Below are 23,746 nucleotides of genomic sequence, written 5' to 3'. Positions count from 1 at the left end.
CTCTCACGCCTCGGCAAGGCGGATCGCATACCTAATGCTGTCCAGTTCTCGGCGAGCGCGAGCCGACAACCCCTGGCTATCCAACATCACCGGCAGCCGGTCGCGTAGGGCTCGGGTAACTGCCCCGGGCTTCAGCAGGTTCGGCCGGATGGCGAGCAGGGACCACAGCGAGTGGACGGTCAGATCGACGTACCCGTGGTGAGGAGCCAACCCATGCGCGAAGTGGGCGAGCAGCTTGTCCCCGGGCCAGGGCCCAGGCTCTCGGGAGGCGATGAAGTCGTCGGACAGTTCGAGGTGGCGGCTCTCGCCCACCCAGTACGCCCAGTAGTTCAAGTTCGCTGCCTCGCCTCGATCGTCGTCAAGCAGGACGGTGTCGATGAAATGGCTCATCCGTGCGCGGTCGCCCTGCCGCGCCGCAACGGCCGCAACAGAGCGGGCGTTCAGCCAGCCGATGAGCCAGCCCCCAGGCCGTTCCGTGGCCTGCTGATGGGCGAGCCACTCGGAAGTGTCGGACCGGTCGTCGTAACCGGACAGGTACAAGGCCTGGCGTCGTAACAGGAACTGCTCCTCGCGTCGTGCTTGTTCTGCCGTGTCCCGCATCCGCGAGAAGAACTTGCGCCGGTCGGTGGCCGGCAGCTCGGGCGCTGACGGTACGGGTCCTCGACGCGGTCGCCGGGGCGGGGGTAGATCGCGAACCGGCTGCGGCGCCACCCGAGTGAGTGGCCATGCGAGGACCTCGACCAGGTCACGCTGCATGACCCACGCCCCGAGCTGGCTCTCCTCGGTGGGTGTCTGCTCGTCCAGGGCACTGGCCAGGAGAACGTCGGCCTCTATCGCTCTCTCAAAGACCTGAAGCAGGGCGGGGGAGGTGCCCATCTGCATGAGCCGGTGCCGATGCACGAGCATCTGCCCGACTGGCAACGCGGGCAGGGGCCGACGTCTAGACTCCCAGCCCGCGACTGTGTCCGACGAGACCTCCAACCGCTCGGCCACGTCGTCCTGTGTCCGACAAAGCTGCTCCCGGATGATCCGGAAGGTGTATCCGGAAACGACCCCGATCCGGGGTCGCGAGGGCGTACCCCGACTGCCGGTCAGGGTTCGTCCTGGGATTGACGGCACCTCGACCACCTGTCCCTGTGTGGGTCCGATCCATACCTGTACCGCAAGTCACTTCATGCGGCGGCCAATGCTTTCTAGCGTTCAGACAGTAGCGATTCGACAACTGAGCGTATATGGAAGGTGTAACCGTGGACGTCGATAAGGCAGCAGGTATGCAGCCGGGGGACCAATCGGACACGCGCATCGTTCCGCGTCCATTGAGCGTGGAGCCCGGCGGGTTCATGCACTCCCCTGCGGACCGTCGTCTCGCCACGGAGCACCGGCTGCTTGCGAATTTGCCGACCCCGCTCCGGGACCGAGCCCGGTGGGAGTGGGAGCAGCACCGGGTGGCAGTACTGCCGGTCGGCGGACCTTTCTCCGCCGTACGAATGCCTGAGCGCCTGCTGACCGCCCTGAGCGCCCACACTGAGACTGCCTGCCTGGACGACTTCCTGTCCGAGGCCCTCGGCGGCGGGCCAGTCATCTGTGACCCGCGCTTCTCGCGGTACTACGCGCTGGTGCCCGCCGGCATGCCGGCGACACTGCGTCAGATCACCGACGCCTGGCGTGACCTGGAGGTGGAGTGCCTCGAACGCGGGAGTTACCTGGGAGTGCCTCGACCGGATGCTGTGGGTCGGGAAGGTGCGTTCGCCTCCTATTGGTCGGTGCCGATGGATTCAGCCGCAGTGCTGTGCAGCCCGCTCGCGGTCGCCCGCCTGATCTCCGCCGCACGACACTGCGTGGACATGGAGACGGAGGCATGAGTGGTGCCCCGTACCTGTCATCCGTCGATGCCCCGTGGGCGGGCGCGTACGTGCGTCTGGCGGATCACTGCATCACCTGCGCGACATGCACGACCGTGGACGAGGAGGGGGTGAATCGCGGACTCCCCTGCGCGACGGCCGACCAACTGAACGAGAGGTACCGGCAGGCACGGCGCGCACGCACCGCCCCGACATTCCCAGGCCGGGATTCCACCGACTCCAAGGGCATCGAGATCGGGACGGGGCGTCTCGATCTCCCGTGTTGATGCAAGTAGATACAGGAGGCCCACCTGCGAAAGCCGTAGGTGGGCCTTCGGCTGGTGTCCCCGGAAGGATTCGAACCTGCGGCACCGCTTCAGGAGCGAGGCGGGGGCGTGGGGCGGGTGGCCTGCGGATAGCCGCATTGGCCTCAGCGCTACGAACTCGCCCGCCTGGCACCGTGGTTGATCGCAGCCGAACGCTACATCTGGCACGACCGTGGCACGCGACCTCGTACCTCGCCGGGCGCGGCGACACTATTGCTCACGAGTTGCCGGGGCGCCGTACAGGTCTTCGATCTGGCGCTCGGCGCGAGGGCATGCAGCCATCATTCCGCTTGGCGTCTCGTAGGTGCTGGTCGGCTGTTCCGAGCAGCCCTCCTGGCCATGCCACGAACATCCACCCCGCCTCCCCACCGTGCCCTCGCGGTGCAGTTTCGCGTCGTAGGGGTGCTTCACGATGGGCACGAGAGCTCCTGAAGGGCGTAAGGGCGACGGCTCAACGGTAGCGAAAGCCGATGGCTGATAACGGGACGCTCCGTGAACAGTGAGCTTCTTCAGCGTTGCAGCTCCAGGGTGAGGACGGCCTTGGCGATTGACGTCATGCGGTTGGGGCTGCAGCGGGACCTGCGGAAGATCCGCCAGGACTTCAGGCGGGCGACCTGGAGGACGATGAGACTGCCGCTGGCGCGAGGAGATCCGGCCGGGTCAAAGTTCAGAGCAGCTTCTCGCCGATCCTGCCGTTCGGGTACAGGGCAGCGGCACGTGCAGCCAGTTGATCGGCCCTTGCGTGACCCAGGCCAGGGCGGCCTGGCGAGACCATGGCGCGCACCAGCAGCTGATCGTGACCCTGACATCTGTCGGGGTCGCAACGTCCCGGGTCCGCCCTACAGTTCGAGGCGCCAACTGGGCGTCCCTTGCACCGCTACGGCAGCTGAAGCGGGGGCCGTTACCGCTTCGGTCAGGTCACAGCAGTGGCCGCCGACTCCACGGCACAGCGCCCCTCTGCGGAAGCCCTCAGCACCTGGACCCAGGGAGAAAACATGCACAGCATCCGACGGATCTTCTGCGTAGGAGCAGCCGCGATCATGTTGGCGGCAGGCCTGGTGGCCGGATCCGCCGGCACGGCTCAGGCAGCGCGGTCGGACTGCGAGGGAGGTGTGAATGGTTTCACCGACATCCCGGACAGTCTCAGTGGCACGGGTGTGGGGGGTGCGGGTGCGATGATTATTGACTTCCCCCACGCTGTCGCCTCGTATGCGATGCAGGCCGGCAACGTCGGAGGCCGACAGGCCGCGTGGGGCGTCTTGACTACCGGGTCGGGCAGTAACTGGGGTTCCGGCGTCCTGGCGGAGGTCTGGATGGACGTCAGCAACGACAACAGGCAGACCTGGATCCAGTGCGGTCCGTTCAGCACGATGACGGCTGGCAAGAGGATGACGACGCCGGCCTACCCGACCAGCAGCTCGTCGAGCCGGGCCTTCCGCGTCTGCGCGCACCTGCTGAGCCAGGGCGACAACAGCGGCATCCAGTGCACCTCTTGGTGGTAGACCAACCACCTCTCTGCTCCGCGTCAACAGTGCGCCGGCGCCCATCGCCGGCAAGCCGGAGCAGGTCCAGGCCCAAGGACCACTGAGCTTCTTCGATGTGGCTACCGATCGGGTGACGGTCCGTGAAGCGCAACGAGCGAAGCCCCCGGGCTGTTGATCGAGATGTCTGACGTCTCAATCACACTGCTCGGGGGCCTCGTTGGTCATCCATCCTGCCGCACTCGACTTACCGCATGCACTCGTGGAGTGGGTCACCATGCTGATCATCACCCGTGAGGGCGACCGGCGCTGCAAGCTCCGTCCGTCCCAGCGCGCGATGGTGGCACTGGTGTACCTGCGCGAACACACCACTGTCGCGAAGATCGCCGCCGGGTTCGGGATCAGCGAGTCCACCGCGCATGCCTACACCAGCGCGGTCGTCGACCTTCTCGCCGCCCGTGCACCGGGTCTGCTGAAGACGCTGCGCGACCACGATCCCGACTTCGTCCTGCTCGACGGCACCCTCGCCGAATGCGACCGGGTCGGCGACGGCCGGGCCGACTACTCCCACAAACACCGGCGCCACGGCGTGAACGTGCAGGTCGTCACCGACCCCGGCGGCCAGTTGCTGTGGCTTTCGCCCGCCCTGCCGGGCCACACCCACGATCTGACCGCTGCCCGCACCCGCCGGATCATCCGGATCTGCGAGCGCCAGGGCGTTCCGATCGTGGCCGATCTCGCCTACCAGGGCGCCGGTCCGTGGCTGACCACGGGCATCAAACGCAGGCCCCTGAAGGAACTGACCCCTACCGAGAAGACCCGCAACCGTGCCCTGGCCGCCACACGAGCCCCCGTCGAACGTGGAGTCGCCCGCCTGAAGTCCTGGCGGATCTTCCGCAGGTCCCGCTGCAGCCCCAACCGCATGACGTCAATCGCCAAGGCCGTCCTCACCCTGGAGCTGCGACGCTGAAGAAGCTCAGTGATCGTTGACGGCTGATTTGGACGCTGACCTCGGCTAACGGCCGATCCGCGTCCTCGTCGGTCTCGGCTGCCTGTGCCGTGATTTCCCGCTGTGATCTGGCGCGATTGTGGTGCACAGCGATGTAAGCCCGGCGGCGCAACAGGGGGCAAGCCCCATCACATTGACAACCACTCGCCTGGTATCTGGCGGATACCTCTGGTCTTGCTCAAAGCGGATGTCCCGAGCTGAGCTCCTCGAGAGAGTGATGCCTTCGAAGCACTCCACGAACAAGCTCTTCCTGGGGGAAAGATGCAGTCAGGGGTCTCCGCGTCCACGCTCATCTCCGTGGCCATCATCACAGCCGTGTCCTCGCTTCTCGCATCCGCAGTCACCGCCGTGATCGCCTACCTGATTTCCCAGCGGAACCTCGCTCACGCCGCCGATATGGCAGCGCTGGATCGTTCCGCGAGGCTCAACGAGCAGCACCGCACGGCGCGGCGAGATGCTTACGCGGCATACGTGACGGCCTTGCTGACCAGCCTTCGTGACACAACCATGCTGAGGAACCCTGAGGGCTTCGATACGGACGAGGCCCGGCAGAAAGCCATGGTGCAGGTAAAGGACTCGTACAACGCCATGGTCGTTGCCAAAGGTGTTGTGGATATGGAAGCTCCCGAGCAGCTAGGGGAGAACGTAGAGCTCCTGCGGAAGCTGGCAATGGAGTATCGCCAGGCTGCCGAGAAGGCCATCACCCCAGGCCGGAGCACGGAAGAACGTCAGGCTCTGAAGAAGGACGCCACCGAGAAGGCTGTTCTCGCCTTCAAGGCGCTCGCGACCTTCACTACCGAGGCCCGCACGGACCTCACTCCTTGAGCTGCAACGTGCTTCCTGGTCGGGTCAAGACGCCTGACCTCGATGTCAGCGGCACGACAGTAGATCGACCCCATGCGGGAAGCACTCTTGCCGCCGGAGGCCCCGCCGCGCTGAGGCCCCACAGAGGGCCCAGGCCGCGAAAATGCCCCCGACCCCGCGGAGAAACCGCAGGCCGGGGGCATGATCACGCAATCTACTTCTTCTTGCCCTGGTTCTTGACCGCCTCGATGGCTGCTGCTGCTGCCTGGGGGTCCAGGTAGGTGCCGCCCGGGTTGAGGGGCTTGAAGTCGGCGTCGAGTTCGTAGGAGAGCGGGATGCCCGTGGGGATGTTGAGGCCCGCGATGTCCGCGTCGGAGATGCCGTCCAGGTGCTTGACCAGGGCGCGGAGCGAGTTGCCGTGGGCCGCGACCAGGACCGTGCGGCCGGTCAGCAGGTCGGGGACGATCGCGTCGAACCAGTACGGGAGCATGCGGACGACGACGTCCTTCAGGCACTCCGTGCGCGGGCGCAGCTCCGGCGGGAGGGTCGCGTAGCGCGGGTCGGCGAACTGGGAGTACTCGGCGTCGATGTCGAGCGCCGGGGGCGGGGTGTCGTAGGACCGGCGCCACAGCATGAACTGCTCCTCGCCGAACTCGGCGAGCGTCTGGGCCTTGTCCTTGCCCTGGAGGGCGCCGTAGTGGCGCTCGTTCAGGCGCCAGCTGCGGTGGACGGGGATCCAGTGGCGGTCCGCGGCCTCCAGGGCCAGCTGAGCCGTGCGGATCGCGCGCTTCTGGAGGGACGTGTGGACCACGTCGGGCAGGAGATCGGCGTCCTTCAGGAGCTCGCCACCGCGGACTGCCTCCTTCTCGCCCTTCTCGTTGAGGTTGACGTCCACCCAGCCGGTGAACAGGTTCTTCGCGTTCCACTCGCTCTCGCCGTGGCGGAGGAGGATCAGCTTGTACGGTGCGTCGGCCATGCCTCAGAGCGTAATCCACGCTTTCGCCCGTTCGCGTGGCTGCCCGGCAGGCGGACGTTTGACTGAATCTGTTAATTGAGTGGCCCCCGTCAACCAGCGGCTTGTAATTTGCGTATGCCACCAGCGCCACTTACAACCCCGCTCACGGCGTCACGTGCGAGCCCCGGTGGCCGCGAGCCGCACGCCACCCACACCTTTGCCTCCGGGGGACCCATGCCGTACGCCCTGCGTGCCCGACGCGCCGTCCGGGAGACGGTTTCCGGTCTCCCCCGCGAGTTCTGGTGGCTGTGGACCAGCACCCTGGTCAACCGGCTCGGCGCCTTCGTCGCCACCTTCATGGCGCTGTACCTGACCCTCGACCGCGGCTACTCCGCCACGTACGCCGGTCTCGTCGCCGCGCTGCACGGGCTCGGCGGAGTCGTCTCCTCGCTGGCCGGCGGGGTGATGACCGACCGGCTGGGCCGACGGCCGACCCTGCTGATCGCGCAGTCCTCGACCGCCGTGTCCGTGGCGCTGCTGGGGTTCGTGCGCGACCCGGTGGCGATCGCCGGGGTCGCCTTCCTCGTCGGCATGGCGAGCAACGCCTCGCGACCCGCCGTACAGGCGATGATGGCCGACATCGTCCGGCCCGAGGACCGTATCCGCGCCTTCTCCCTCAACTACTGGGCCATCAACCTCGGCTTCGCCGTCTCCTCCATGGCCGCCGGGTTCATCGCCGAGGTCAGCTACCGCGCCGGGTTCCTGATCGAGGCGGGGATGACGATGGTCTGCGCCGTCCTCGTCTTCCTGCGGCTGCCGGAGTCCAAGCCCACCGCGACCGTGACGGAAGCGGCCCGCCGGGACAGCTCCGTGAGCCTGCGCACCGTGCTGCGCGACGGGCCGTTCATGAGCGTCGTCGGGCTGTCCTTCCTCGTCGCGCTGATCTTCCAGCAGGGGGCGGTGGGGCTGCCGGTGGCGATGGGCGCGGCCGGTTTCACCCCGGCCGAGTACGGCATGGCCATCGCCGTCAACGGCGTGCTGATCGTCGTCCTCCAGATCCCGGTCACCCGCTTCATCGAGCACCGGGATCCCCGCCGGCTGCTGGTCGTCTCGTCCGTCCTCGCGGGGTACGGCTTCGCGCTCACCGCCTTCGCGGGGTCGCTGGGTGTCATCGCGCTCACGGTGTGCGTGTGGACACTGGCGGAGATCGTCAACGCGCCGACGCAGACGAGTCTCGTCGTACGGCTGTCCCCGGTGCACGGGCGCGGGCGCTACCAGGGCATGTACACGATGTCCTGGTCCGTGGCCGCGCTGGTCGCTCCGCTGCTGTCCGGGTTCGTCATCGACCGGCTCGGGGCGGAGTGGCTGTGGGGGTTGTGCGCGCTGGTGGGGACCTTGGCGGGGGTGGGGTACGCCGTGCTGATGCGGCGGGTGTCCGCGACCGAGGAGGAGGAGGCAGAGGGGGAGGCGGCGGCGACGGTGTCCGAGAAGGCTGACGGGGGGCTGGCGTCGGCGGGCGGGGAGCAACGGGCCGGAGGGTGACGGGGGCTGGCATCGGCGGGCGGGGAGCAACGGGCCGGAGGGTGACAGGCGGGGGCATGGAGGACCTGTGTCGCGAGCGTGCTGCCGGGGTGCGCGGCCGGCGCTGGCAGGTTTCCTCCTGGCCATCGACGAAGCCCGAACGTCGGTTGGGTCCCGGACGACTTCTCCGGGCCGCCCCCGGACAGATCGGGGATGCAGCCATTCATTGCAGAGCTGGAACCCCCGGAAGCCGGCCGCGCGTTGAGGACCATAGCGCCGGGCACTGACAACGGGGCTTCGGGCGGCCGGCCCCCCGCCTCAGGGCGCCCGAGGTGTCCCTATCCGTCCACGAAGCCGAGCTCCGTGTCCGGGCGGCACTGTGGGCAGGCCTTGACCCCGTCGGAGAGGGCGCGTCGGGCGTGGTCGCGGTCGACCCCCTTGCCGCGCCGGCCGGCGTTCCAGCAGCCGCCGACATGGACGTACACCGCCTCCTGGCCGGACAGACCGCGCTCGATCACCCAGTCAGGTGCGGGCGGCCGGGCGAGGACGCCGCGACGGTGTTCGGTCTGGCGGCGTTCCTCGTCCGCGATCCATCGGCGGGTGCGGGCCAGGTCGCGCTCCTGTACGCGCTCCAGGAAGCGGAGCAGCGCGAGCCGCGACTCTGGGTCGTTCATGCGTTCGATTCTACGTCCGGGCCTCCGCGGCTCCCGGACCACGGCTCCCGGACTGCGGCTCCCGCACCGCGGCTCCCAGACCGACGGGCCAGGGCAGCGAGGCCCAGGCCCGTCGCTACCTCCGAGGTAATCGACGCCCCTCGGCCACCCGGGCAGGCTGAGCCCTATGACGCCCCCCAACACCACCGAAGCCACCGAACCCACCCAAGCCGCCCAAGCCACCGTTGAAACTGCCGAAGCCACCCAAGCCACCATTGAAGCGGCCGAAGCCACCCGCTCCACCGTCCGCAGGTTCCTCGAACTCCGCCTCGCCGGTGACACCGACGGACTCACGGCCCTCTTCGCCGACACCGTCGACTGGATGCTCGCCGAGAACCCCGTCGTGCCCTGGATCCGGCCCCGGTCCACCGCCGCCGAGTGTGCGGCGCAGGCCGGTGACCTGGCCCGCTACACCGTCCCCGAGGACGCCCGGGCGTCCGTGGACACGATCCTCGTCGACGGGACGGACGCCGTGCTGACGGGGCGGGTCTCGGGGACCGTCCGGGCGACCGGCAAGTCCTTCTCGGGGCCCTTCGCCCTGCGGCTCACCGTCGAGGACGGGCGCATCACCCGCCACCACCTCTACGAGAACAGCGTGTCGATCGCCGCGGCCTGCACGCCCTGACACCGACCTCACCCGCCGACGCCCCGCACGACCCGCCAGTACTGCCGCCCCTCCTCGTCCCGTACGACCACACCCAGCCGCAGCAGTTCCCCGCGCAGCTCCCGGGCCTCCTCGGCGTGGTTGTCGCCCCTGCGGGCCTGGGCGCGGGCGCGCAGCAGGGCATCGGCGCCCGGGGGCAGACCGGGGGTGCCGGGGACCCAGCGGCGGAACTCGGCGCGGTGCGGGTCCTGCCCCGCCCAGGTGTGGCCATGGGCGGTGAGGGCATCGGCGAGGCGCTGCCAGTTCAGGCCGCAGGGCTCCCGGGCCAGTTCGAAACCGTCCGGGGCGAGCAGCACGAGCTGCTTGCCGTCGCGGAAGAACACGGAGATCTCCTCGCGGGTGAACTCCTGGGCGCTGTCCCGGATCGTCAGGGTCACGTGGGTGTCGGTGACGCGGACGGACAGCGACTCGTGGACCGCCGTGAAGCCGAGCAGCAGACCGCCGAGCACGCCCACCGCGATCGTGCCGAGGGTGAGGGCGGGTTCCGGGACTGAGGTCAGCAGCTCGGCCGGGCCTTCGAGCGGTGCCCAGGGCAGGGCCAGGAGCAGACGGGCGAGAAGCGGGAGCAGGGCGCCGGCCGCGGCACCGCAGGCGACGCAGAACAGCACCATGACCCAGGCCGACTCGGCGAGTTCGGTGGCACCGCCCGCCCGTGACCGGGGGCTCTTTTGCATGGGAACGTTCCTGGCTTCCTCCATGCGGCCAGTCTCCTGATGAACCGTCCGCCCTGTCGTCGGCCGTTGGTCTACGCGCCCGCGACTTTGGTCGCCCGCGGGCGCCCCGCTCAGGGATGCATCCGCGCCCCCTTCACCACCTTGTCCACCGCGTTCCTCGGCCCGTACACGGCGAGTCCCACGAGGTCCAGGTCCGCGGTCGGCACGGCCCGTACGGCGGACCGGTTGTCACGGTCGTTGCCCGTGGCGAAGAGGTCGGAGGTGAAGACCGCGCGGGGCAGGGGGCGCGAGAGCGCACGGGTGTGGGCGGTGGTCAGGGTCTCCTTGGTGGCCTCGAAGACCATGACCGGCTGGCGGAACATGGGGAGGTAGGGCACCCCGTCCGCGTCCTCGTACGGCTCGCCGATCACCTCGGGAAGCTGTGTTCCCAGGCCGCTGACCAGGAACGACGTCACATTGAGGCGCTGCCACGGCTCCAGGTCGGCGCGCAGCAGTACGGCGATCTTCGTGTCGAAGCGGATCGGCTCCGCGGGGGCTACGGTGTCCATGGTCCGAGCGTGCCCGGCAGCGCTCGCCGGGGTCTTGTACGTTCTTTGCATGGGTTCCGAGCCCTCCCGGTCCGTCTCCGCCTGGCGGCCCGCCGTCCCGGGTGTCGTCGAGGTCTTCCACGCGCGATTCACCGAGTACGCCTATCCGATGCACGTCCACGACGCCTGGACGCTGCTGATCGTCGACACCGGCGCCGTACGGTACGACCTCGACCGGCACGAGCGCGGCACCCCGCACGACACCGTGACGCTGCTGCCGCCGCACGTGCCGCACAACGGCTCCCCCGTCACCCCGGAGGGTTTCCGCAAGCGGGTGCTGTACCTGGACGGGACACATCTCGGGGACGAGTTCATCGGGGCGGCCGTCGACCGGCCCGATCTGCGCGATCCGCTGCTGCGGCACCGGGTGGGGCAGTTGCACGGCGCGCTGGGGCGGCCGGGGGAGGAACTGGAGGCCGAGAGCAGGCTGTTGTTCGTCGGGGAGCGGCTGCGCGGGCATCTGCGGGGCGACCCCGCCTCGCCGCGGCCGGCCGATCCCGTTCTCGCGCGGCGGCTGCGGGAGTTGCTGGACGAGCGGATCGTCGAGGGCGTCGCCCTGCGCGAGGCGGCCGAGTTGCTCGGCGCCCATCCCGCCCATCTCGTACGGGCGTTCAGCACGGCGTACGGCATCGCCCCGCACCAGTATCTGACGTCCCTGCGCGTGGGGCGCGCCCGGCGGCTGCTCCTGGAGGGACGCTCACCGGGCGATACGGCGGTGGCGGCCGGGTTCTACGACCAGTCGCACCTCACCCGGCACTTCCGCAGGCTGGTGGGCGTGCCACCGGGGCGCTACAAGGCCGGCTAGGCCACTCGGGCCGCTTCGGCCGCTCAGGGCTCTACGTCCGCTCGGGGCTCTACGTCCGCTCGGGGCTCTACGTCCGCTACGGCCGTTCAGACCGCTCGGCGCGCTCGGACCGCTCGGCGCGCTCGGGCCGCTCGGCGCGCGCAGACCGCTCGGCGCGCTCGGGCCGCTGTGTGAGGTGGGTGAACGCGTCCAGGTTCCGGGTCGACTCCCCCCGCGACACCCGCCACGCGTACTCCTTGCGGATCGCCGAGGCGAACCCCAGCTCCAGCAGGGTGTTGAAGGCGCCGTCGGACGCCTCCAGGACCTGGCCGAGCAGCCGGTCGAGCTCGTCGGGGGTGACGGAGGGCAGGGAGAGGCGGCCGGTGACGTAGACGTCGCCGTGCTGGTCGACGGCGTAACTCACGCCGTAGAGCTTGAGGTTGCGTTCCAGGAGCCAGCGGTGGACGCCCTGCTCGTTCTCGTCGGGGTGGCGGATGACGAAGGCGTTCAGCGACAGGGAGTGGCGGCCGATGATCAGGGAGACGGTCGTCTTGAGCTTGCGGGTGCCGGGGAGCTGCGCGACGTAGGTGCCCGGCTGGGGGCTCTCCCACTCCAGGTCGGCGTCCTTCAGCGCTCCCTCGACGACCTGTGCCGCGCGCTGTTCCTGATCGGTTTCACCCATGCAGCGAGCGTACGCGACGGCGGTGGGCCTGCATCGCGGCCGTGTAGACGTCCGCGGTGGCGGCGGCCGCGGTGTCCCAGCCGAAGGACTGTGCGTGCCGGGCGGCCTGCCCGCCGAGCCGGGCGGTCAGCGCCGGGTCGTCGGCGAAGTGGCCCAGCACGCGCGCGTAGTCGGCCGGATCGTGCCCGCGGACGAGGAAGCCGCTGTGCCCGTCGCGCACGGCGACCGGCAGACCGCCGACCGACGCCGCGAGCACCGGCGTACCGGCCGCCTGTGCCTCTATGGCGACCAGGCCGAAGGACTCGCTGTAGGAGGGCATGACCAGCACGGAAGCGGCGCGGAACCAGTCCGCGAGCTGCTCCTGGCCGACCGGCGGGCGGAACCGTACGACGTCCGCGACGCCGAGGCGCGCGGCGAGCTTCTGCAGGCCCTCGGGCTTGGCGAGGCCGCTGCCGGAGGGGCCTCCGACGACGGGCACGAGGATGCGGGAGCGCAGTTCGGGGCGTGCGTCGAGGAGGACGGCGACGGCACGCAGCAGCACATCGGGGGCCTTCAGGGGCTGGATGCGGCCCGCGAACAGCGGGATCAGCGCGTCCTGGGGCAGACCGAGGCGGGCCCGGGCGGCGGCGCGGCCGTCGGCGGGCGAGAAGCGGCCGAGGTTCACGCCGGGGTGGACCACGGCGACCTTGTCGGTCTCGGCCGCGTAGTGCCGTACGAGCTCGTCGGCCTCTTCGGTGGTGTTGGCGATGAGGCGGTCGGCGGCGGAGACGATCTGGGTCTCGCCGATGACGCGGGCGGCCGGTTCGGGGGTGTCGCCGGCGGCCAGGTTGGCGTTCTTGACCTTGGCCATGGTGTGCATGGCGTGCACCAGGGGCACGCCCCAGCGCTGGGCGGCGAGCCAGCCGACGTGGCCGGAGAGCCAGTAGTGCGAGTGGACCAGGTCGTAGTGGCCGGGGCGCTGGTGGGCCCAGGCCTGCATCACTCCGTGGGTGAAGGCGCACAGCTGGGCCGGGAGGTCCTCCTTGTTGAGGCCCTCGTAGGGGCCGGCGTCGACGTGCCGGACGAGGACGCCGGGGGCCAGTTCGACGGTCGGCGGGAGGGCGGCCGCGGTCGCGCGCGTGAAGATCTCGACCTCGATGCCGTGCGCGGCGAGGCGCTGGGCCAACTCCACGATGTAGACGTTCATGCCGCCCGCATCGCCGGTGCCGGGCTGGTGGAGCGGGGAGGTGTGCACGGACAGCATGGCCACGCGGCGGGGCCTGCGATGCAGCCGCAGGCGCGCGGGTGACGACGCGGAGCGCCTACCGAGCCTGCCGATGTACTGGCTCACGTGGCGTTCCTCCTCGCCTCGGGCATGCCGGTCGCAGGGCGCACGGCGCCCTCCGACGGGGTCCAACGCCGGAGGGAGGTGCTCCATTTCCCGATTCGAGAGTTTTACCGAATCATTACCGCTTGTCGCTCAACCGTTCGAGACGCAGGGGATCACTTGACCTCACGCGGGTCCAGCCCGCACCGGCGGCGGCTTAACCTCGTACGCATGACACCCCGCGCAGCCGCCCGCCCCCTCGGCACGGTGACGCGCGGGACGACCAACCCCAACCGGCTGCGCCGCATGGACCGCTGGATCGCGGCCACGCACGGCGCCGAGCTGCGCCGCGCCGCCGACCCCGTGGCGGTCGACCTCGGCTACGGCGCCGCTCCCTGGACCGCCGTCGAGCTGCTCCAGCGCCTGCGCACCGTCGCGCCACGCGCGCGTGTCGTGGGCGTCGAGATCGAACCGGCCCGGGTCGCGGCCGCCCTGCCCTACGCACGGGCGGGACTCGTCTTCCGGCACGGCGGCTTCGAGATTCCGATCCCCCAGCGGCCCCTGCTCGTCCGCGCGGCGAACGTGCTGCGGCAGTACGACGAGGGCGAGGTCGCCGCCGTGTGGCAGCGACTGTGCGCGCGGCTCGCCCCGGCCGACCCGGCGACCGGTTCGCGCGGCGGGCTGCTGGTCGAGGGGACCTGCGACGAGATCGGACGCCGTCACGTGTGGGTCGCGCTCGGCCCGGAGGGACCGCGCACCGTCACCTTCGCGACCCGGCTGGGCTCCCTGGAACGCCCCTCGGACCTCGCCGAACGCCTGCCGAAGGCGCTCATCCACCGCAACGTCCCGGGCGAGCCGGTGCACGCCTTCCTGCGTGACTTCGACCGCGCCTGGGCGGCCGCCGCGCCCTACGCCTCCTACGGCGCCCGGCAGCGCTGGATCCGAACGGTGCGGGACCTGACGGCGGACTGGCCGGTGACGGACGGGCCGGTGCGGTGGCGGCAGGGGGAAGTGACGGTGCGGTGGGAGGCGTTGGCGCCGGGCGGCTGAGTCCTGGCGCAGGGCAGGGGCCCATACGAGAAACGGGCCGGGGCCCGTACGAGAACCCATCCGGGCCCGTACGAGAAACCGGCCGGGGCCCGTCAGAAGAACCAGTCAACACCCGTGCGAGAACCCGGTCAGCGCCCGTGCGAGGAACCGGTCAGCGCCCGTTGGAACGATCTCTTTGAGTCGTTCGTCACACAGGCGGGGAGATCGTGTTGCCGGCGCATACCGGCGAGGGGGTGGCGGGAAGTACTACCCCTGTCGCTTTCCGGGCCGGCATGGCAGCATCCCCAGGCGAACCGCATGTTACTGATGGTTAATCAGTTTGGGGGACGAGGTATGGGCACGGGCAAGCGTGGCCTGATCGCGACGGCGGTGGCCGTGGTCTGCGCGGTCACGGTGCTGGCCGCACCGGGCACGGCGTTCGCGAGCCCCTCCCCCACCCCCACCCCGAGCGCTGGGTCGGCCACCCTCGCACCCGCCAAGGACCTCGAGGCCGTCCGCAAGAAGCTCGACAAGCTCTACCGCGCCGCGGCCCGCGCCACCGACGAGTACAACGCCGCCGACGAGAAGGCGGACAAACAGTCCGCCCAGGTCGTCCAACTGGCGAAGAAGATCGTCAAGGGCCAGGAGAAGCTCAGGAAGCTGAAGGACCGCGCGGGCGCCGCGGCCGCCGCCCAGTACCGCGGGGGCGGACTGCCCCCCGAAGCCCACCTGGTGCTGAGCGACGACCCGCAGGACTTCCTCGACGGCGCGGGCCGGGTCCGCGAGGGCCACCACGCGACCAAGGGCCTGCTCGGCGAACTGACCCGCACCCAGGAAGACTTGGAGCAGTACGCCAAGGACGCCACCGCCCAGCTGAAGAAGCTGGAGGCGGGCCGCAAGGCCAAGGCCGCCGCGCAGAAGAAGATCGAGAAGCAGATCGCGCAGGCGGAGAAGCTCGAGTCCGCGCTGCAGAAGGAGGAGCAGGAGCGCCTCGCCGAGCTGGAGAAGGAGGCCGCGAACAAGGCGCAGAGTGCCTGGCTCGACTCCGGCATCCTCGACGAGATCGGCGGAAAGGCCACGGAGCAGGGCAAGAAGGCCGTGAAGTACGCCACGGCCCAGATCGGCAAGCCGTACCAGTGGGGCGCCGAGGGCCCGAAGACCTACGACTGCTCGGGGCTGACGTCACAGGCCTGGCTGTCCGCCGGTCGTGGCATACCCCGCACCTCGCAGGAACAGTGGAAGCGGCTGCGGCACATCGACGTCCAGGACATGCGGCCGGGCGACCTCATCATCTACTTCGGCGACGCCAGCCATGTCGCGATGTACATCGGCGACGGGGCGATCGTGCACGCGCCCCGCCCCGGCCGGACGGTGACGATCGCGGGAGCGGGATCCATGCCCATCCTCGGCGTGGTGCGCCCTGACGCCGACGCCGATGCCGACACCGCCCCCGGCGCCAACACCACCACCGACTGAGGGTGCACACCGAATATCGGACACCCCTGGTGACCTGGCCCACGTGACCCACCGCACGCACCACCCGCCGCACAACGTGCGCTGACGTGACGTTCGTCATCCCCGCAGCATCTCCGAGCTGTCCAACTGAGGGGCATATCGCGGCATATGACACTGGCCGGTGGCGCAGCGGCGTGGCTCACACCATTCCAATGCGGCGCCGACACCCGCTATGGTCCCGCTCGGTGGGTCGAGGTCCCTCGCCCCACCGTGCCCTCGGGGGGAGGGAAGGAACCCAAGACGATGCCCGTACCCATACCGCGGCAGAGAGCGATCCCGGCCGCGGAGAGTGGTCAGGCGCAGGCCGCGTCCCCGCGCGGCGGCTCGGCCGAGGAGTCCGTGAAGGACGCCCCGCCCGCGAGCCGCACGCCGGACACCGCCGGGAACACCACGAACAAGGTGGAGCACAACACCGCCCACACCAACCTGACGCTGCTGCTGATCGAGGACGACCCGGCCGGTTCGCCGATCGTGCCGGACATGCTCGACCAGGCAGGCAAGCCGATCCGCGTCCGTACGGCCCGCAACCTGACGGAGGCCGGGCGGCTGCTGACCGACGACGTCCACTGCATCCTGCTGGACCTGGCGCTGCCCGCGCCGGGCCACGCCGATCCCGAGGACGAGCTCGCCGTGCTCAAGCACGTGCTGGAGCTCGCGCCCCGGCACGCCGTGCTGGCGCTGACCGCGTCCGGCGACGCCGAGCGCGGCGCCGAGGCGGTGCGGGTGGGCGCCCAGGACTACCTCTTCCGCGACGAGCTGGACGGCAGGCTGCTGAGCCGCGCGATCCGCTACGCGGTGGAGCGCAAGCGTTCCGAGTCGGCCGAGCGCCGGCTCGCCGAGGGCCGGCTGCGCGCGCAGGAGAACCGCCGTCTGGAGCGTGGCCTGCTGCCGACGCCGCTGCTGGAGGGCTCCCCGCTGCGCTTCGCCGCGCGCTACCGCCCCGGCCGCTCGCGCGCGCTGCTCGGCGGTGACTTCTACGACGTCGTCCGCACACCGGACGGCACCGTGCACGCCATGATCGGCGACGTCTGCGGTCACGGCCCGGACGAGGCCGCCCTCGGGGTGGAGCTGCGGATCGCGTGGCGCGCGCTGACGCTGGCGGGCCTGTGCGGCGACCAGCTGCTGGGCACGCTCCAGCAGGTGCTGGAGCACGAGCGTGCCGACGACGAGATCTTCGCGACCCTCTGCACGGTGGACATCGCGCCGGACGGCCGCCGCGCGGGCCTGTGCCTGGCGGGTCACCCGTCGCCGCTGCTGGCCCGCCCCGGCAAACCGGCCCGCCTGCTGCCGTACGACAACAACGGTCCGGCGCTCGGGCTGCTGCCCGGCGCCCGCTGGCCGCGGATGCAGGTGGAGCTGGGGGCCGAGTGGAGCCTGATGCTCTACACCGACGGCCTGATCGAGGGCCACATCGGCCAGGGCCGGGAGCGGCTCGGCCAGGACGGCATGACGGAGATGGTCCGCCGCCAGATCGCCGAGGGCCTGCGGGGCGAGCAGCTGCTGCGGGCGGCGGTGAACGAGGTGCGCGACCTCAACGGTGGCGAGCTGACGGACGACGTGGCGGTTCTGCTGCTGGACCGGGTGCCGTAGCCCCGGACAGCACAGCGGGGGGTTCTACCGGCCGACCGTAGCCGCGGACAGCACAGCGGGGGTCTACCGGCCGCCGTTCCACGGGCCGTAGGGGCCGTCACTGCTGGAGCCGCGGTTGCTGCGGCCGCCGCCGGGCAGCGCGCGGATCGCGGGCCGTACGTCGACCATGTACACGATCGTCGCGATGAGGCCGATGATCGGCAGGAACGACAGGATCGGGAACAGCAGGTTCACCACGAAGGCGATCCCGAGGATGATCAGCCAGAAGGGCTTGGTCTTCTTGTCGGCCGCCCGGTAGGCGTCCTCCCGGCGCACCGCCGCGTCGAACACCGCGAAGCCGCTGAAAACGATCAGGGCCATGCTCAGAAGCCACATAAACCCTGTGAAGCCCTGCATCAGCACAACGTCCACCACCCGTCTCGGCTCGTCCTACGCGGTCACCGTACCCGTACAACGGGCCGGACACCCCCAGGGTGCCCGGCCCGTGTGTGATCACTGTTCTCTGTGATCGCTCCGCCGTCCTACTTGGCGGGCGGGGTGGTCTTCTTCGCGGTGGGAGTCTTGCGCGCCGGGGCCTTCTTGGCGGCGGGGGCCTTCTTCGCCGGAGCGGCGGCGGCCGGCTTGGCCGGCTCCTCCTTCACCTCGACCGGCTGCGGCTTCGGCTTCGGCTCGACGGCCACGGCCAGTTCCTCGACGCCCTCGGCGACGTCCTCGATGCCGTCGGCGGCCTCGCCGCGCCAGGTGCGCACGGCCTGCTCGCCGTGCTCGGCGACCTTCTCGTAGGTCTCACGGGCCTTGACGGCGTACTCGGCGGCCACGCCGACGCCGCGCAGCGCGAAATCCTGGGCGTTCTCGCCGAGCTTCTTCAGGTCCGCGTCGAGGTTGCTGCCGAGCTTCTTGATGTCGACGTCGATCGAGCCGATGAACTCGGTGACCTTGGTCTGGAGGGTCTCCTGCGTCTCCTTGACGCGGGCGGAGGCCTTCTCCTGGACCGCCTTGGGGTCGGTGCTGCGCACGGCCTCGATCCGCGCGGGCGCCTCGGAGCGCAGCTGCTCCACCAGGGCCGGCACCTTCTTGGCCTGCTGAAGGGCGAGGTCGGCGGTGCCTGCGGCGAAGTAGAGCGGCGTCGGGTCGCTGAAGGTCTTGCGCAGGTCGTCGGTGATGGCCATGGTGAGGGTCCTCCCGGATTCTGTCTCGCTTGAGGGTTCGGCTGAGGGTTGTGTGATCCGCGGCGGGCGGCCCATGCCCTGGTCCGGCTCAGCCGGCCGTCTGCTGCGGATCGGTGTCACTGCCGCCGGTGCTCTCGCGCTTCCGGCGTGGGGCGGTCGTACCGCCGTCGTTCGTGCTGTCGCTCTGGCCGGCGCCCTTACCGGCGCGCTTGCCGGCGGCCTTACGGCTACGGCGCCGGGCGGACTGGCCGCCGTCGGCCGACCCGGTCGGCGATATCCCGATACCGGCGTCTGCGCCGGTCTCGGGAGCGTCCCCGTCCACGCTCACCGCACCGTCACCGGTGACGACACCGACGACGCCCGCGCCGCGGGGGCCGTCTTCGCCACCCGGGACATCGATGCCGTCGCCGATCCCGAACCCGTTCTCCTTGCGGAAGGACTCGTAGATCTGCAGCAGCACCTGCTTCTGCCGCTCGTGCAGCGTCGGGTCGGCGAGGATGACGGCCCGCGTCTCCACCTCGTCCCGGTCCCGCTCGGCGTCGAGGATGCCGGCCCGGACATACAGCGTCTCGGCGGAGATCCGCAGCGCCTTGGCAACCTGCTGCAACACCTCCGCGCTCGGCTTGCGCAGCCCGCGCTCGATCTGGCTCAGATACGGATTGGACACCCCGGCGGCATCGGCGAGCTGCCGCAACGACAGCTGCGCGGTGCGCCGCTGTTCGCGCAGATAGTCACCGAGATTGCCGACGTTGAGCGATGCCATGCCCCCACAGTGCAGCACCCCGCTAACTATTGCAAGCACCCGCTTGCAAAAGTGCGCCACGCCACGCGGCAGCGAAGAGGGTCGGGCGAGACCAGACGGGCGCCCCTGAACTCAACTGCCCAGCAAAACGCCCAACGCCTCACGGAGGTCGGCAGGCTCGCGATAGTGGAGGCCGGTCATCCCCAGCCCGATTGCGGCTTCGACATTCTCGGACCGGTCATCCACGAAGAGGCACCGGTTCATGGCAACGCCCACCTGACCGGCCGCGATCTCGAAGATCTTCCGGTCCGGCTTGGCCACCCCCACGCGGGCACTGCTGACGACGTGGTCGGCGAGATCCGCCAGCCCGAGTGACGCCAGGTCGTCCTCCAACTCCACGGTCGCGTTGGTCACGAGAACCAAGGGCACGTGCACCCGCATCTGCCGAAGCATGGTGACCACGATGTCGTCCGCCCAGAAGGGCGCTTCGGCGAGCGCCGTCCCCAACTCACGCGCCTGGAGCTCCGGCACCTGCCCCGCGAGGCCGGCCACGATGGCCTCCACCCACTGATCCTTGGTGATCTCGCCGAGGAGCAGTGGAAGGTCTGTCTCCGGCGCGTACGCCACGCTCTCGGTCGTCCCCTCAGCGAGCCCCGCACTGCGTTCGAGGCGGGCCAGTTCCGTCGTGTCATAGAAGCGGATCACGTTGTCGAGGTCGCACAGCACCGCGTCGAAGGGCCTGCTGGAGATCTTGAGATTCGTCACTGCCCCTGGATAGCACGCAGGGGAAACCGGTGGTGCCTCAGATTCGGAGAGACGGGACACGGAGGGTGGCGAGCCAGTCGGTCAGCAGGCTGTTGACCTCCTCCGGGCGTTCCTGCTGGAGCCAGTGGCCGCAGCCGTCCAGGAGGTGGGAGGCGGAGAGGGCGGGGAGGGTGGTGGGGTAGGCGTCGATGGCGTCGGACATCCAGGTGATGGAGGCGTCCAGGGCGCCGCCGATGAACAGGGCGGGCTGGGTGATCGGGGCTCCTCGGTAGGGGGCGAGGTCCTCCCAGTCTCGGTCCATGCTGCGGTAGCGGTTGAGGGCGCCGGTCAGGCCGGTTCGCTCGAACTCCCCGGCGTACACGTCGAGGTCCTCCTCGCTCAGCCAGGCCGGGAGCGGACCGGCGGGAAAGCGGTCGCGCAACCGACCGCCCGGGGCGAGGAAGTGCGGGTCGGGCTCGCCCTCGGCCGGCATGGTGTCGGCGGACAGCGCCGTGTAGAAGCCGGCGAGCCAGCCCCGGACGTCCGGCTCGATCTCCGCCTCGGCACGGCCGGGCTGCTGGAAGTAGGAGACGTAGAACTCCTGCTCCGGACCGCCGATCCGGCTGAAGACGTCGGTGGGGCGGGGGCCGCCGGGCGGCGCGTACGGGACGCTCAGCAGGCCGACCGCGCGGAAGACCTCGGGGTGGAGCAGGGCGGAGGCGGCGGCGATGTTGGAGCCCCAGTCGTGGCCGACGACCACCGCGCTGTCCTCCCCGAGGGCGCGCACGACGGCGACGTTGTCCGCCACGAGGTCGAGCATCCGGTAGGCCTCTGTCGCGGCGGGTTTGGAGGAGCGGCCGTAGCCGCGTACGTCCACCGCCACCGCCCGGTACCCGGCCGCGGCGAGGGCCGGGAGCTGATGGCGCCAGGAGTACCAGGACTCGGGGAAACCGTGCACGAGCAGGACCAGCGGCCCACGCCCCTGCTCGACCAGGTGCAGACGCCCGGCCGGGGCCTCGACGATGCGGTGACGCGGTGCGACGGTCGGCTCGGATCGCATGAGCGGCTTCTCCTCGGTACGCGGGCGGCCGGTGGTCTCCCCTCGATCATGCGGCGTGACGACCACCCGACACGACCGCCGTTGCCGAACCGGCAAACCCGCCCCGGCACACCCGACCCGCGCGCGCGGCTTCATCCGGCGAGTACCTCCCGGCAGTCCGTCCAAGCCGGTTGGCTCAGCAAGGGACGGGCGCGGGTGAAGAGGGTGAGGAGTTGGGGGCCCCACTTGTCGCGGAAGGCGGGGTCCGTGTGGGCCAGGTCGAGTTCGTTGGCCGCGGTCAGCTCCGTGAAATCCCGGCGTGATCGCGGGTCCGGTACGTGTCGAAGGCCGGTGAAGCGGTCGGCGAACGGCCCGTCGGGGTCTGCGAGCGTCGGGTAGGTGGCAGCGCGGGCGCAGGAGGCGTACAGGTACACCAGGGCTTCGGCCTCGGCGCCGACGGCCGTGGCGAGTTCCGTACGGCGGTCCAGGGGCAGCAGGGCCTCGGGGAAGCCGTCCGTTCCGTAGAGCGCGTGGCACAGGCCCGCCAGCTGGAGGGCGGGGCGAGCGCCCCAGTCGGCGAGCCGGCTTCGGACGCGGTGGAGGTGGGCGACGAGTGTGCCGCCCGGGTGGTCGATCCGCGCTGCTCCGAGCTTGTGCAGCAGCGCTACCGCCTGGTCGGCAGCGGTAGGAGGAGGAGAGGCAGGCACCGTCGGGTCCTTCCGTCGCTGAGGTCGGCACCCGCCCGTGCCTTCGCCTGTGGGTCCGGATCCCGCGAAAGCGCCGGACGGGTTGCCGCCTGGGCCCTGCACCGATCCTCGTGCGCCCGTCAGCCCCAGTCAATCCTATGGATTTCTTCCAAACCCCAAGCTGTAGCTTGGAGTTATGACTCTGGACGACCTACGTGTCTTCGTGGCCGTGTGCCGGGCGGGAAGCCTCAGCGCCGTCGCCCGGGAGCTGGACCGCACACAATCGGCGGTGAGCCAGCACGTCCGGCGGTTGGAGCGGGAAGCCGGCGTGAGCCTCCTGGAGCGCAGACCCCGAGGTGTCGTGCCCACACCCGCGGGACGCGTCCTGTGCGATGCCGCGTCGGACAGCATCGCCGGTCTGGATCTGGCCCTTCGGCGTCTCGGGGACCTGGTCAACGGCGAGAGTGGAGCCGTGCGGGTCACCACGGGCGGCACCACGGTGCGGCATTTCATGTCCGAGGCCGTCGTCACCTTCCGGCGGCGCTACCCGAAGGTCAGTCTGGAGTTTCGCACCGAGACCTCCAGCCGCGGCTGCTTCGACGCCCTGACCACCGGCAACCTCGATCTCGCCTGGGTGACCATCGACGGCCCGGTACGCGGCATCGAGCAACACCCCGTCGTCTCCCTGCCCTGGGCCCTGGCGGTACGCGCCGACGACCCGCTCGCGGAGCTGTCCTGCGTCCGCACGGCCGAACTCAGCGACGTCAGCCTCATCCGGCTTCCCGGGAACTCCACGTCGGGTGCCCGCCTGGACGCCGCGTTCGCCGAACTCGGCGTCCGGAGCAGCTCCGACACCAGCGTGGCCGACTGGGACACCGCCCTGCTGCTGGCGGAACTCGGCCTCGGTCACGCCGTCGTACCGGTCCTGCCCGGCTGGGACATACCCGGTGACGGCCCCCTCCGCCTCGTCCCCGTCCCGGACCTGCCCCCGCTCCCGGTCGGCTGGGCCGTCCGCCGCTGGGACGCGCTCTCCCCGCTCGCCCGCGCCTTCGCGGAGGCCGTGGCGCGCAGTTGCACGGAGAGGGCCGTAATTCATTCGACCGTCAGGGGCGGACACGGCCATGATCCCCACTCGTGACGACTGCACAGCGACTTCCGCTCCTCCGGGCCGCCGCCCGCAACAACGCCGAGTGGTGTGCGGCGATGTGCCGGGCGCACGGGGTGACGGGCGGGTTCGGGGCCGACGCCTGGGCCGCCCCGGTGCGGACGCCGCTCTACTACCCCGACGCGGTCACACTGGAGCCGCACGCCGACTCCGACGCACTCACCGCCCGGATCGACACGGCGTCGCCCGGTGCCTCGGTCAAGGACAGCTTCGCCGACCTGGAGTTGGGGGCAGCCGGGTTCCACGTACTGTTCGAGGCACAGTGGATCCACCGGCCGGCCGGAGCGCCCACCCCGCCGTCCGATCTCGCGTGGGACGTGGTGGGCGACCCGGACACCCTCCGTGCCTGGGCTCTGGCCTGGGATGACGGGGCCGGGGAGGCGGACCTGTTCCGGCCCGGACTGCTGGCCGACCCGGAGACCTTCGTGATCCTGGCGCGGCCCGCCCACACCCCGGACGGCCAAGTGGTCGCCGGAGCGGTGGCGACCCGCAGTGAGCACGTGGTCGGCGTCTCCAACCTCTTCGTGCGAGAGGACGGACCCGACGCGGCCTGGCCGTCCGTTCTGCACGCGCTCGCCCACCTCTTTCCCACCTTGCCCGTCGTCGGCTACGAGCAGGGCGACGATCTGACGGCCGCCCTCCGGCACGGCTTCGAGTCGATCGGCCCGTTGCGGGTGTGGGCACACTCCGGTCAGCACGGATCGCGCGACTGACCGCGGG

At 70.4% G+C, this 23,746-nt stretch carries 25 protein-coding genes and 1 pseudogene; 12 read left to right on the top strand and 14 right to left on the bottom strand.

The genetic code is table 11. The features are described 5' to 3' along the window. Positions 1-3: 3 nt before the first annotated feature. Positions 4-1,110 carry a helix-turn-helix domain-containing protein gene (locus ACFZDE_RS21165; protein ID WP_391202563.1) on the bottom strand — a complete coding sequence of 369 codons (1,107 nt, stop codon included), beginning with the start codon at positions 1,108-1,110 and terminating at the stop codon, positions 4-6. Positions 1,111-1,487: 377 nt separating this feature from the next. On the opposite strand from ACFZDE_RS21165, the gene ACFZDE_RS21160 reads away from it, so the two are divergent. After that, a complete protein-coding gene (locus tag ACFZDE_RS21160; protein ID WP_391201645.1) occupies positions 1,488-1,862 on the top strand; it encodes a hypothetical protein in 375 nt (124 codons plus the stop codon). Positions 1,863-2,676: 814 nt separating this feature from the next. Here the strand turns inward: ACFZDE_RS21160 and ACFZDE_RS21155 are convergent. Beyond that, a pseudogene (locus ACFZDE_RS21155) lies at positions 2,677-2,784 on the bottom strand (IS5/IS1182 family transposase); the annotation flags it as partial. 378 nt (positions 2,785-3,162) lie between these two features. On the opposite strand from ACFZDE_RS21155, the gene ACFZDE_RS21150 reads away from it, so the two are divergent. From ACFZDE_RS21150 to ACFZDE_RS21140, 3 genes are all read left to right on the top strand, one after another. Then, entirely contained in the window at positions 3,163-3,669 is a 507-nt protein-coding gene (locus ACFZDE_RS21150) for a hypothetical protein (protein WP_391201642.1), read from the top strand. 199 nt (positions 3,670-3,868) lie between these two features. Further along, positions 3,869-4,618: a transposase family protein gene (locus ACFZDE_RS21145; protein ID WP_391201639.1), complete on the top strand. Its 750-nt coding sequence runs from the start codon at positions 3,869-3,871 to the stop codon at positions 4,616-4,618. Between the two features lie 336 nt (positions 4,619-4,954). After that, entirely contained in the window at positions 4,955-5,482 is a 528-nt protein-coding gene (locus tag ACFZDE_RS21140) for a hypothetical protein (RefSeq protein WP_391201636.1), read from the top strand. A 193-nt stretch (positions 5,483-5,675) separates the two neighbouring features. Here ACFZDE_RS21140 and ACFZDE_RS21135 read toward each other — a convergent pair whose 3' ends face one another. Continuing rightward, entirely contained in the window at positions 5,676-6,437 is a 762-nt protein-coding gene (locus ACFZDE_RS21135; protein ID WP_391201634.1) for a phosphoglyceromutase, read from the bottom strand. 213 nt (positions 6,438-6,650) lie between these two features. Between ACFZDE_RS21135 and ACFZDE_RS21130 the strand changes: the two genes are divergently transcribed. Next, positions 6,651-7,958, top strand: a complete 1,308-nt coding sequence (locus ACFZDE_RS21130) for an MFS transporter (RefSeq protein ID WP_391201631.1) — start codon at positions 6,651-6,653, stop codon at positions 7,956-7,958. 317 nt (positions 7,959-8,275) lie between these two features. Here the strand turns inward: ACFZDE_RS21130 and ACFZDE_RS21125 are convergent, their stop codons facing one another. Beyond that, the gene (locus ACFZDE_RS21125) at positions 8,276-8,611 is read right to left on the bottom strand and encodes a DUF6233 domain-containing protein (protein WP_391201628.1); all 336 of its coding nucleotides are present in this window, start codon (positions 8,609-8,611) and stop codon (positions 8,276-8,278) included. 166 nt (positions 8,612-8,777) lie between these two features. Here ACFZDE_RS21125 and ACFZDE_RS21120 point away from each other — a divergent pair, with 166 nt between their 5' ends. Continuing rightward, positions 8,778-9,275 (top strand): nuclear transport factor 2 family protein, encoded by a 498-nt coding sequence (locus tag ACFZDE_RS21120; protein WP_391201625.1) that lies wholly within the window; start codon positions 8,778-8,780, stop codon positions 9,273-9,275. A gap of 8 nt (positions 9,276-9,283) precedes the next feature. Here the strand turns inward: ACFZDE_RS21120 and ACFZDE_RS21115 are convergent, their stop codons facing one another. Beyond that, positions 9,284-9,988, bottom strand: coding sequence for a hypothetical protein (locus ACFZDE_RS21115; RefSeq protein ID WP_391201622.1), 705 nt, complete (start codon positions 9,986-9,988; stop codon positions 9,284-9,286). Positions 9,989-10,098: 110 nt separating this feature from the next. Further along, on the bottom strand, positions 10,099-10,536 hold the full coding sequence (locus tag ACFZDE_RS21110) for a DUF2000 family protein (RefSeq protein WP_391000514.1): 438 nt from the start codon (positions 10,534-10,536) through the stop codon (positions 10,099-10,101). 49 nt (positions 10,537-10,585) lie between these two features. Here ACFZDE_RS21110 and ACFZDE_RS21105 point away from each other — a divergent pair, with 49 nt between their 5' ends. Next, positions 10,586-11,380: an AraC family ligand binding domain-containing protein gene (locus tag ACFZDE_RS21105; protein WP_391000511.1), complete on the top strand. Its 795-nt coding sequence runs from the start codon at positions 10,586-10,588 to the stop codon at positions 11,378-11,380. A gap of 76 nt (positions 11,381-11,456) precedes the next feature. Here ACFZDE_RS21105 and ACFZDE_RS21100 read toward each other — a convergent pair whose 3' ends face one another. Both ACFZDE_RS21100 and mshA read right to left on the bottom strand, forming a co-directional pair. Continuing rightward, on the bottom strand, positions 11,457-12,041 hold the full coding sequence (locus tag ACFZDE_RS21100; RefSeq protein ID WP_391201619.1) for a YbjN domain-containing protein: 585 nt from the start codon (positions 12,039-12,041) through the stop codon (positions 11,457-11,459). Then, the gene (gene mshA, locus ACFZDE_RS21095; RefSeq protein ID WP_391201616.1) at positions 12,034-13,371 is read right to left on the bottom strand and encodes a D-inositol-3-phosphate glycosyltransferase; all 1,338 of its coding nucleotides are present in this window, start codon (positions 13,369-13,371) and stop codon (positions 12,034-12,036) included. The genes ACFZDE_RS21100 and mshA overlap by 8 nt, the downstream gene beginning before the upstream one ends. Positions 13,372-13,578: 207 nt before the next feature. Here mshA and ACFZDE_RS21090 point away from each other — a divergent pair, with 207 nt between their 5' ends. The 3 genes from ACFZDE_RS21090 to ACFZDE_RS21080 all read left to right on the top strand — a co-directional run bounded on the left by ACFZDE_RS21090 (position 13,579) and on the right by ACFZDE_RS21080 (position 17,481). Next, entirely contained in the window at positions 13,579-14,397 is an 819-nt protein-coding gene (locus tag ACFZDE_RS21090) for a class I SAM-dependent methyltransferase (protein WP_391201614.1), read from the top strand. Between the two features lie 333 nt (positions 14,398-14,730). Then, entirely contained in the window at positions 14,731-15,852 is a 1,122-nt protein-coding gene (locus tag ACFZDE_RS21085; RefSeq protein WP_391201612.1) for an NlpC/P60 family protein, read from the top strand. Between the two features lie 282 nt (positions 15,853-16,134). After that, positions 16,135-17,481 carry a SpoIIE family protein phosphatase gene (locus ACFZDE_RS21080; RefSeq protein WP_391201609.1) on the top strand — a complete coding sequence of 449 codons (1,347 nt, stop codon included), beginning with the start codon at positions 16,135-16,137 and terminating at the stop codon, positions 17,479-17,481. 63 nt (positions 17,482-17,544) lie between these two features. On the opposite strand, the gene ACFZDE_RS21075 is transcribed toward ACFZDE_RS21080, so the two are convergent. The 6 genes from ACFZDE_RS21075 to ACFZDE_RS21050 all read right to left on the bottom strand — a co-directional run bounded on the left by ACFZDE_RS21075 (position 17,545) and on the right by ACFZDE_RS21050 (position 21,882). After that, a complete protein-coding gene (locus ACFZDE_RS21075; protein WP_391000493.1) occupies positions 17,545-17,877 on the bottom strand; it encodes a DUF2516 family protein in 333 nt (110 codons plus the stop codon). 125 nt (positions 17,878-18,002) lie between these two features. Beyond that, positions 18,003-18,650 (bottom strand): hypothetical protein, encoded by a 648-nt coding sequence (locus tag ACFZDE_RS21070; RefSeq protein ID WP_391000490.1) that lies wholly within the window; start codon positions 18,648-18,650, stop codon positions 18,003-18,005. Positions 18,651-18,738: 88 nt separating this feature from the next. Further along, a complete protein-coding gene (locus ACFZDE_RS21065; RefSeq protein ID WP_391201606.1) occupies positions 18,739-19,413 on the bottom strand; it encodes a helix-turn-helix domain-containing protein in 675 nt (224 codons plus the stop codon). Positions 19,414-19,524: 111 nt separating this feature from the next. Further along, positions 19,525-20,157: an HAD-IA family hydrolase gene (locus ACFZDE_RS21060; protein ID WP_391201603.1), complete on the bottom strand. Its 633-nt coding sequence runs from the start codon at positions 20,155-20,157 to the stop codon at positions 19,525-19,527. 37 nt (positions 20,158-20,194) lie between these two features. After that, on the bottom strand, positions 20,195-21,196 hold the full coding sequence (locus tag ACFZDE_RS21055; protein WP_391201600.1) for an alpha/beta fold hydrolase: 1,002 nt from the start codon (positions 21,194-21,196) through the stop codon (positions 20,195-20,197). A gap of 131 nt (positions 21,197-21,327) precedes the next feature. After that, positions 21,328-21,882: a DUF6817 domain-containing protein gene (locus tag ACFZDE_RS21050; protein ID WP_391201597.1), complete on the bottom strand. Its 555-nt coding sequence runs from the start codon at positions 21,880-21,882 to the stop codon at positions 21,328-21,330. A 175-nt stretch (positions 21,883-22,057) separates the two neighbouring features. On the opposite strand from ACFZDE_RS21050, the gene ACFZDE_RS21045 reads away from it, so the two are divergent. Beyond that, entirely contained in the window at positions 22,058-22,999 is a 942-nt protein-coding gene (locus ACFZDE_RS21045) for a LysR substrate-binding domain-containing protein (RefSeq protein ID WP_391201594.1), read from the top strand. Continuing rightward, complete coding sequence (locus ACFZDE_RS21040) at positions 22,996-23,739, top strand: hypothetical protein (protein WP_391201592.1); 744 nt, start codon at positions 22,996-22,998, stop codon at positions 23,737-23,739. Before ACFZDE_RS21045 ends, ACFZDE_RS21040 begins: the two co-directional genes overlap by 4 nt. Positions 23,740-23,746 lie beyond the last annotated feature (7 nt).

This window comes from Streptomyces sp. NPDC007929, assembly GCF_042959065.1.
Classification (GTDB): Bacteria; Actinomycetota; Actinomycetes; order Streptomycetales; family Streptomycetaceae; genus Streptomyces.
This window is presented reverse-complemented; position numbering and strand designations above follow the sequence as displayed.

Coding starts and splice junctions, on each gene's coding strand:
- ACFZDE_RS21160 (WP_391201645.1), top strand. CDS start 1,488: ATGCCTGAGCGCCTGCTGACCGCCCTGAGCGCCCACACTGAGACTGCC.
- ACFZDE_RS21150 (WP_391201642.1), top strand. CDS start 3,163: ATGCACAGCATCCGACGGATCTTCTGCGTAGGAGCAGCCGCGATCATG.
- ACFZDE_RS21135 (WP_391201634.1), bottom strand. CDS start 6,437: ATGGCCGACGCACCGTACAAGCTGATCCTCCTCCGCCACGGCGAGAGC.
- ACFZDE_RS21130 (WP_391201631.1), top strand. CDS start 6,651: ATGCCGTACGCCCTGCGTGCCCGACGCGCCGTCCGGGAGACGGTTTCC.
- ACFZDE_RS21125 (WP_391201628.1), bottom strand. CDS start 8,611: ATGAACGACCCAGAGTCGCGGCTCGCGCTGCTCCGCTTCCTGGAGCGC.
- ACFZDE_RS21120 (WP_391201625.1), top strand. CDS start 8,778: ATGACGCCCCCCAACACCACCGAAGCCACCGAACCCACCCAAGCCGCC.
- ACFZDE_RS21115 (WP_391201622.1), bottom strand. CDS start 9,988: ATGCAAAAGAGCCCCCGGTCACGGGCGGGCGGTGCCACCGAACTCGCC.
- ACFZDE_RS21110 (WP_391000514.1), bottom strand. CDS start 10,536: ATGGACACCGTAGCCCCCGCGGAGCCGATCCGCTTCGACACGAAGATC.
- ACFZDE_RS21105 (WP_391000511.1), top strand. CDS start 10,586: ATGGGTTCCGAGCCCTCCCGGTCCGTCTCCGCCTGGCGGCCCGCCGTC.
- ACFZDE_RS21100 (WP_391201619.1), bottom strand. CDS start 12,041: ATGGGTGAAACCGATCAGGAACAGCGCGCGGCACAGGTCGTCGAGGGA.
- ACFZDE_RS21090 (WP_391201614.1), top strand. CDS start 13,579: ATGACACCCCGCGCAGCCGCCCGCCCCCTCGGCACGGTGACGCGCGGG.
- ACFZDE_RS21085 (WP_391201612.1), top strand. CDS start 14,731: ATGGGCACGGGCAAGCGTGGCCTGATCGCGACGGCGGTGGCCGTGGTC.
- ACFZDE_RS21080 (WP_391201609.1), top strand. CDS start 16,135: ATGCCCGTACCCATACCGCGGCAGAGAGCGATCCCGGCCGCGGAGAGT.
- ACFZDE_RS21075 (WP_391000493.1), bottom strand. CDS start 17,877: ATGCAGGGCTTCACAGGGTTTATGTGGCTTCTGAGCATGGCCCTGATC.
- ACFZDE_RS21070 (WP_391000490.1), bottom strand. CDS start 18,650: ATGGCCATCACCGACGACCTGCGCAAGACCTTCAGCGACCCGACGCCG.
- ACFZDE_RS21065 (WP_391201606.1), bottom strand. CDS start 19,413: ATGGCATCGCTCAACGTCGGCAATCTCGGTGACTATCTGCGCGAACAG.
- ACFZDE_RS21055 (WP_391201600.1), bottom strand. CDS start 21,196: ATGCGATCCGAGCCGACCGTCGCACCGCGTCACCGCATCGTCGAGGCC.
- ACFZDE_RS21045 (WP_391201594.1), top strand. CDS start 22,058: ATGACTCTGGACGACCTACGTGTCTTCGTGGCCGTGTGCCGGGCGGGA.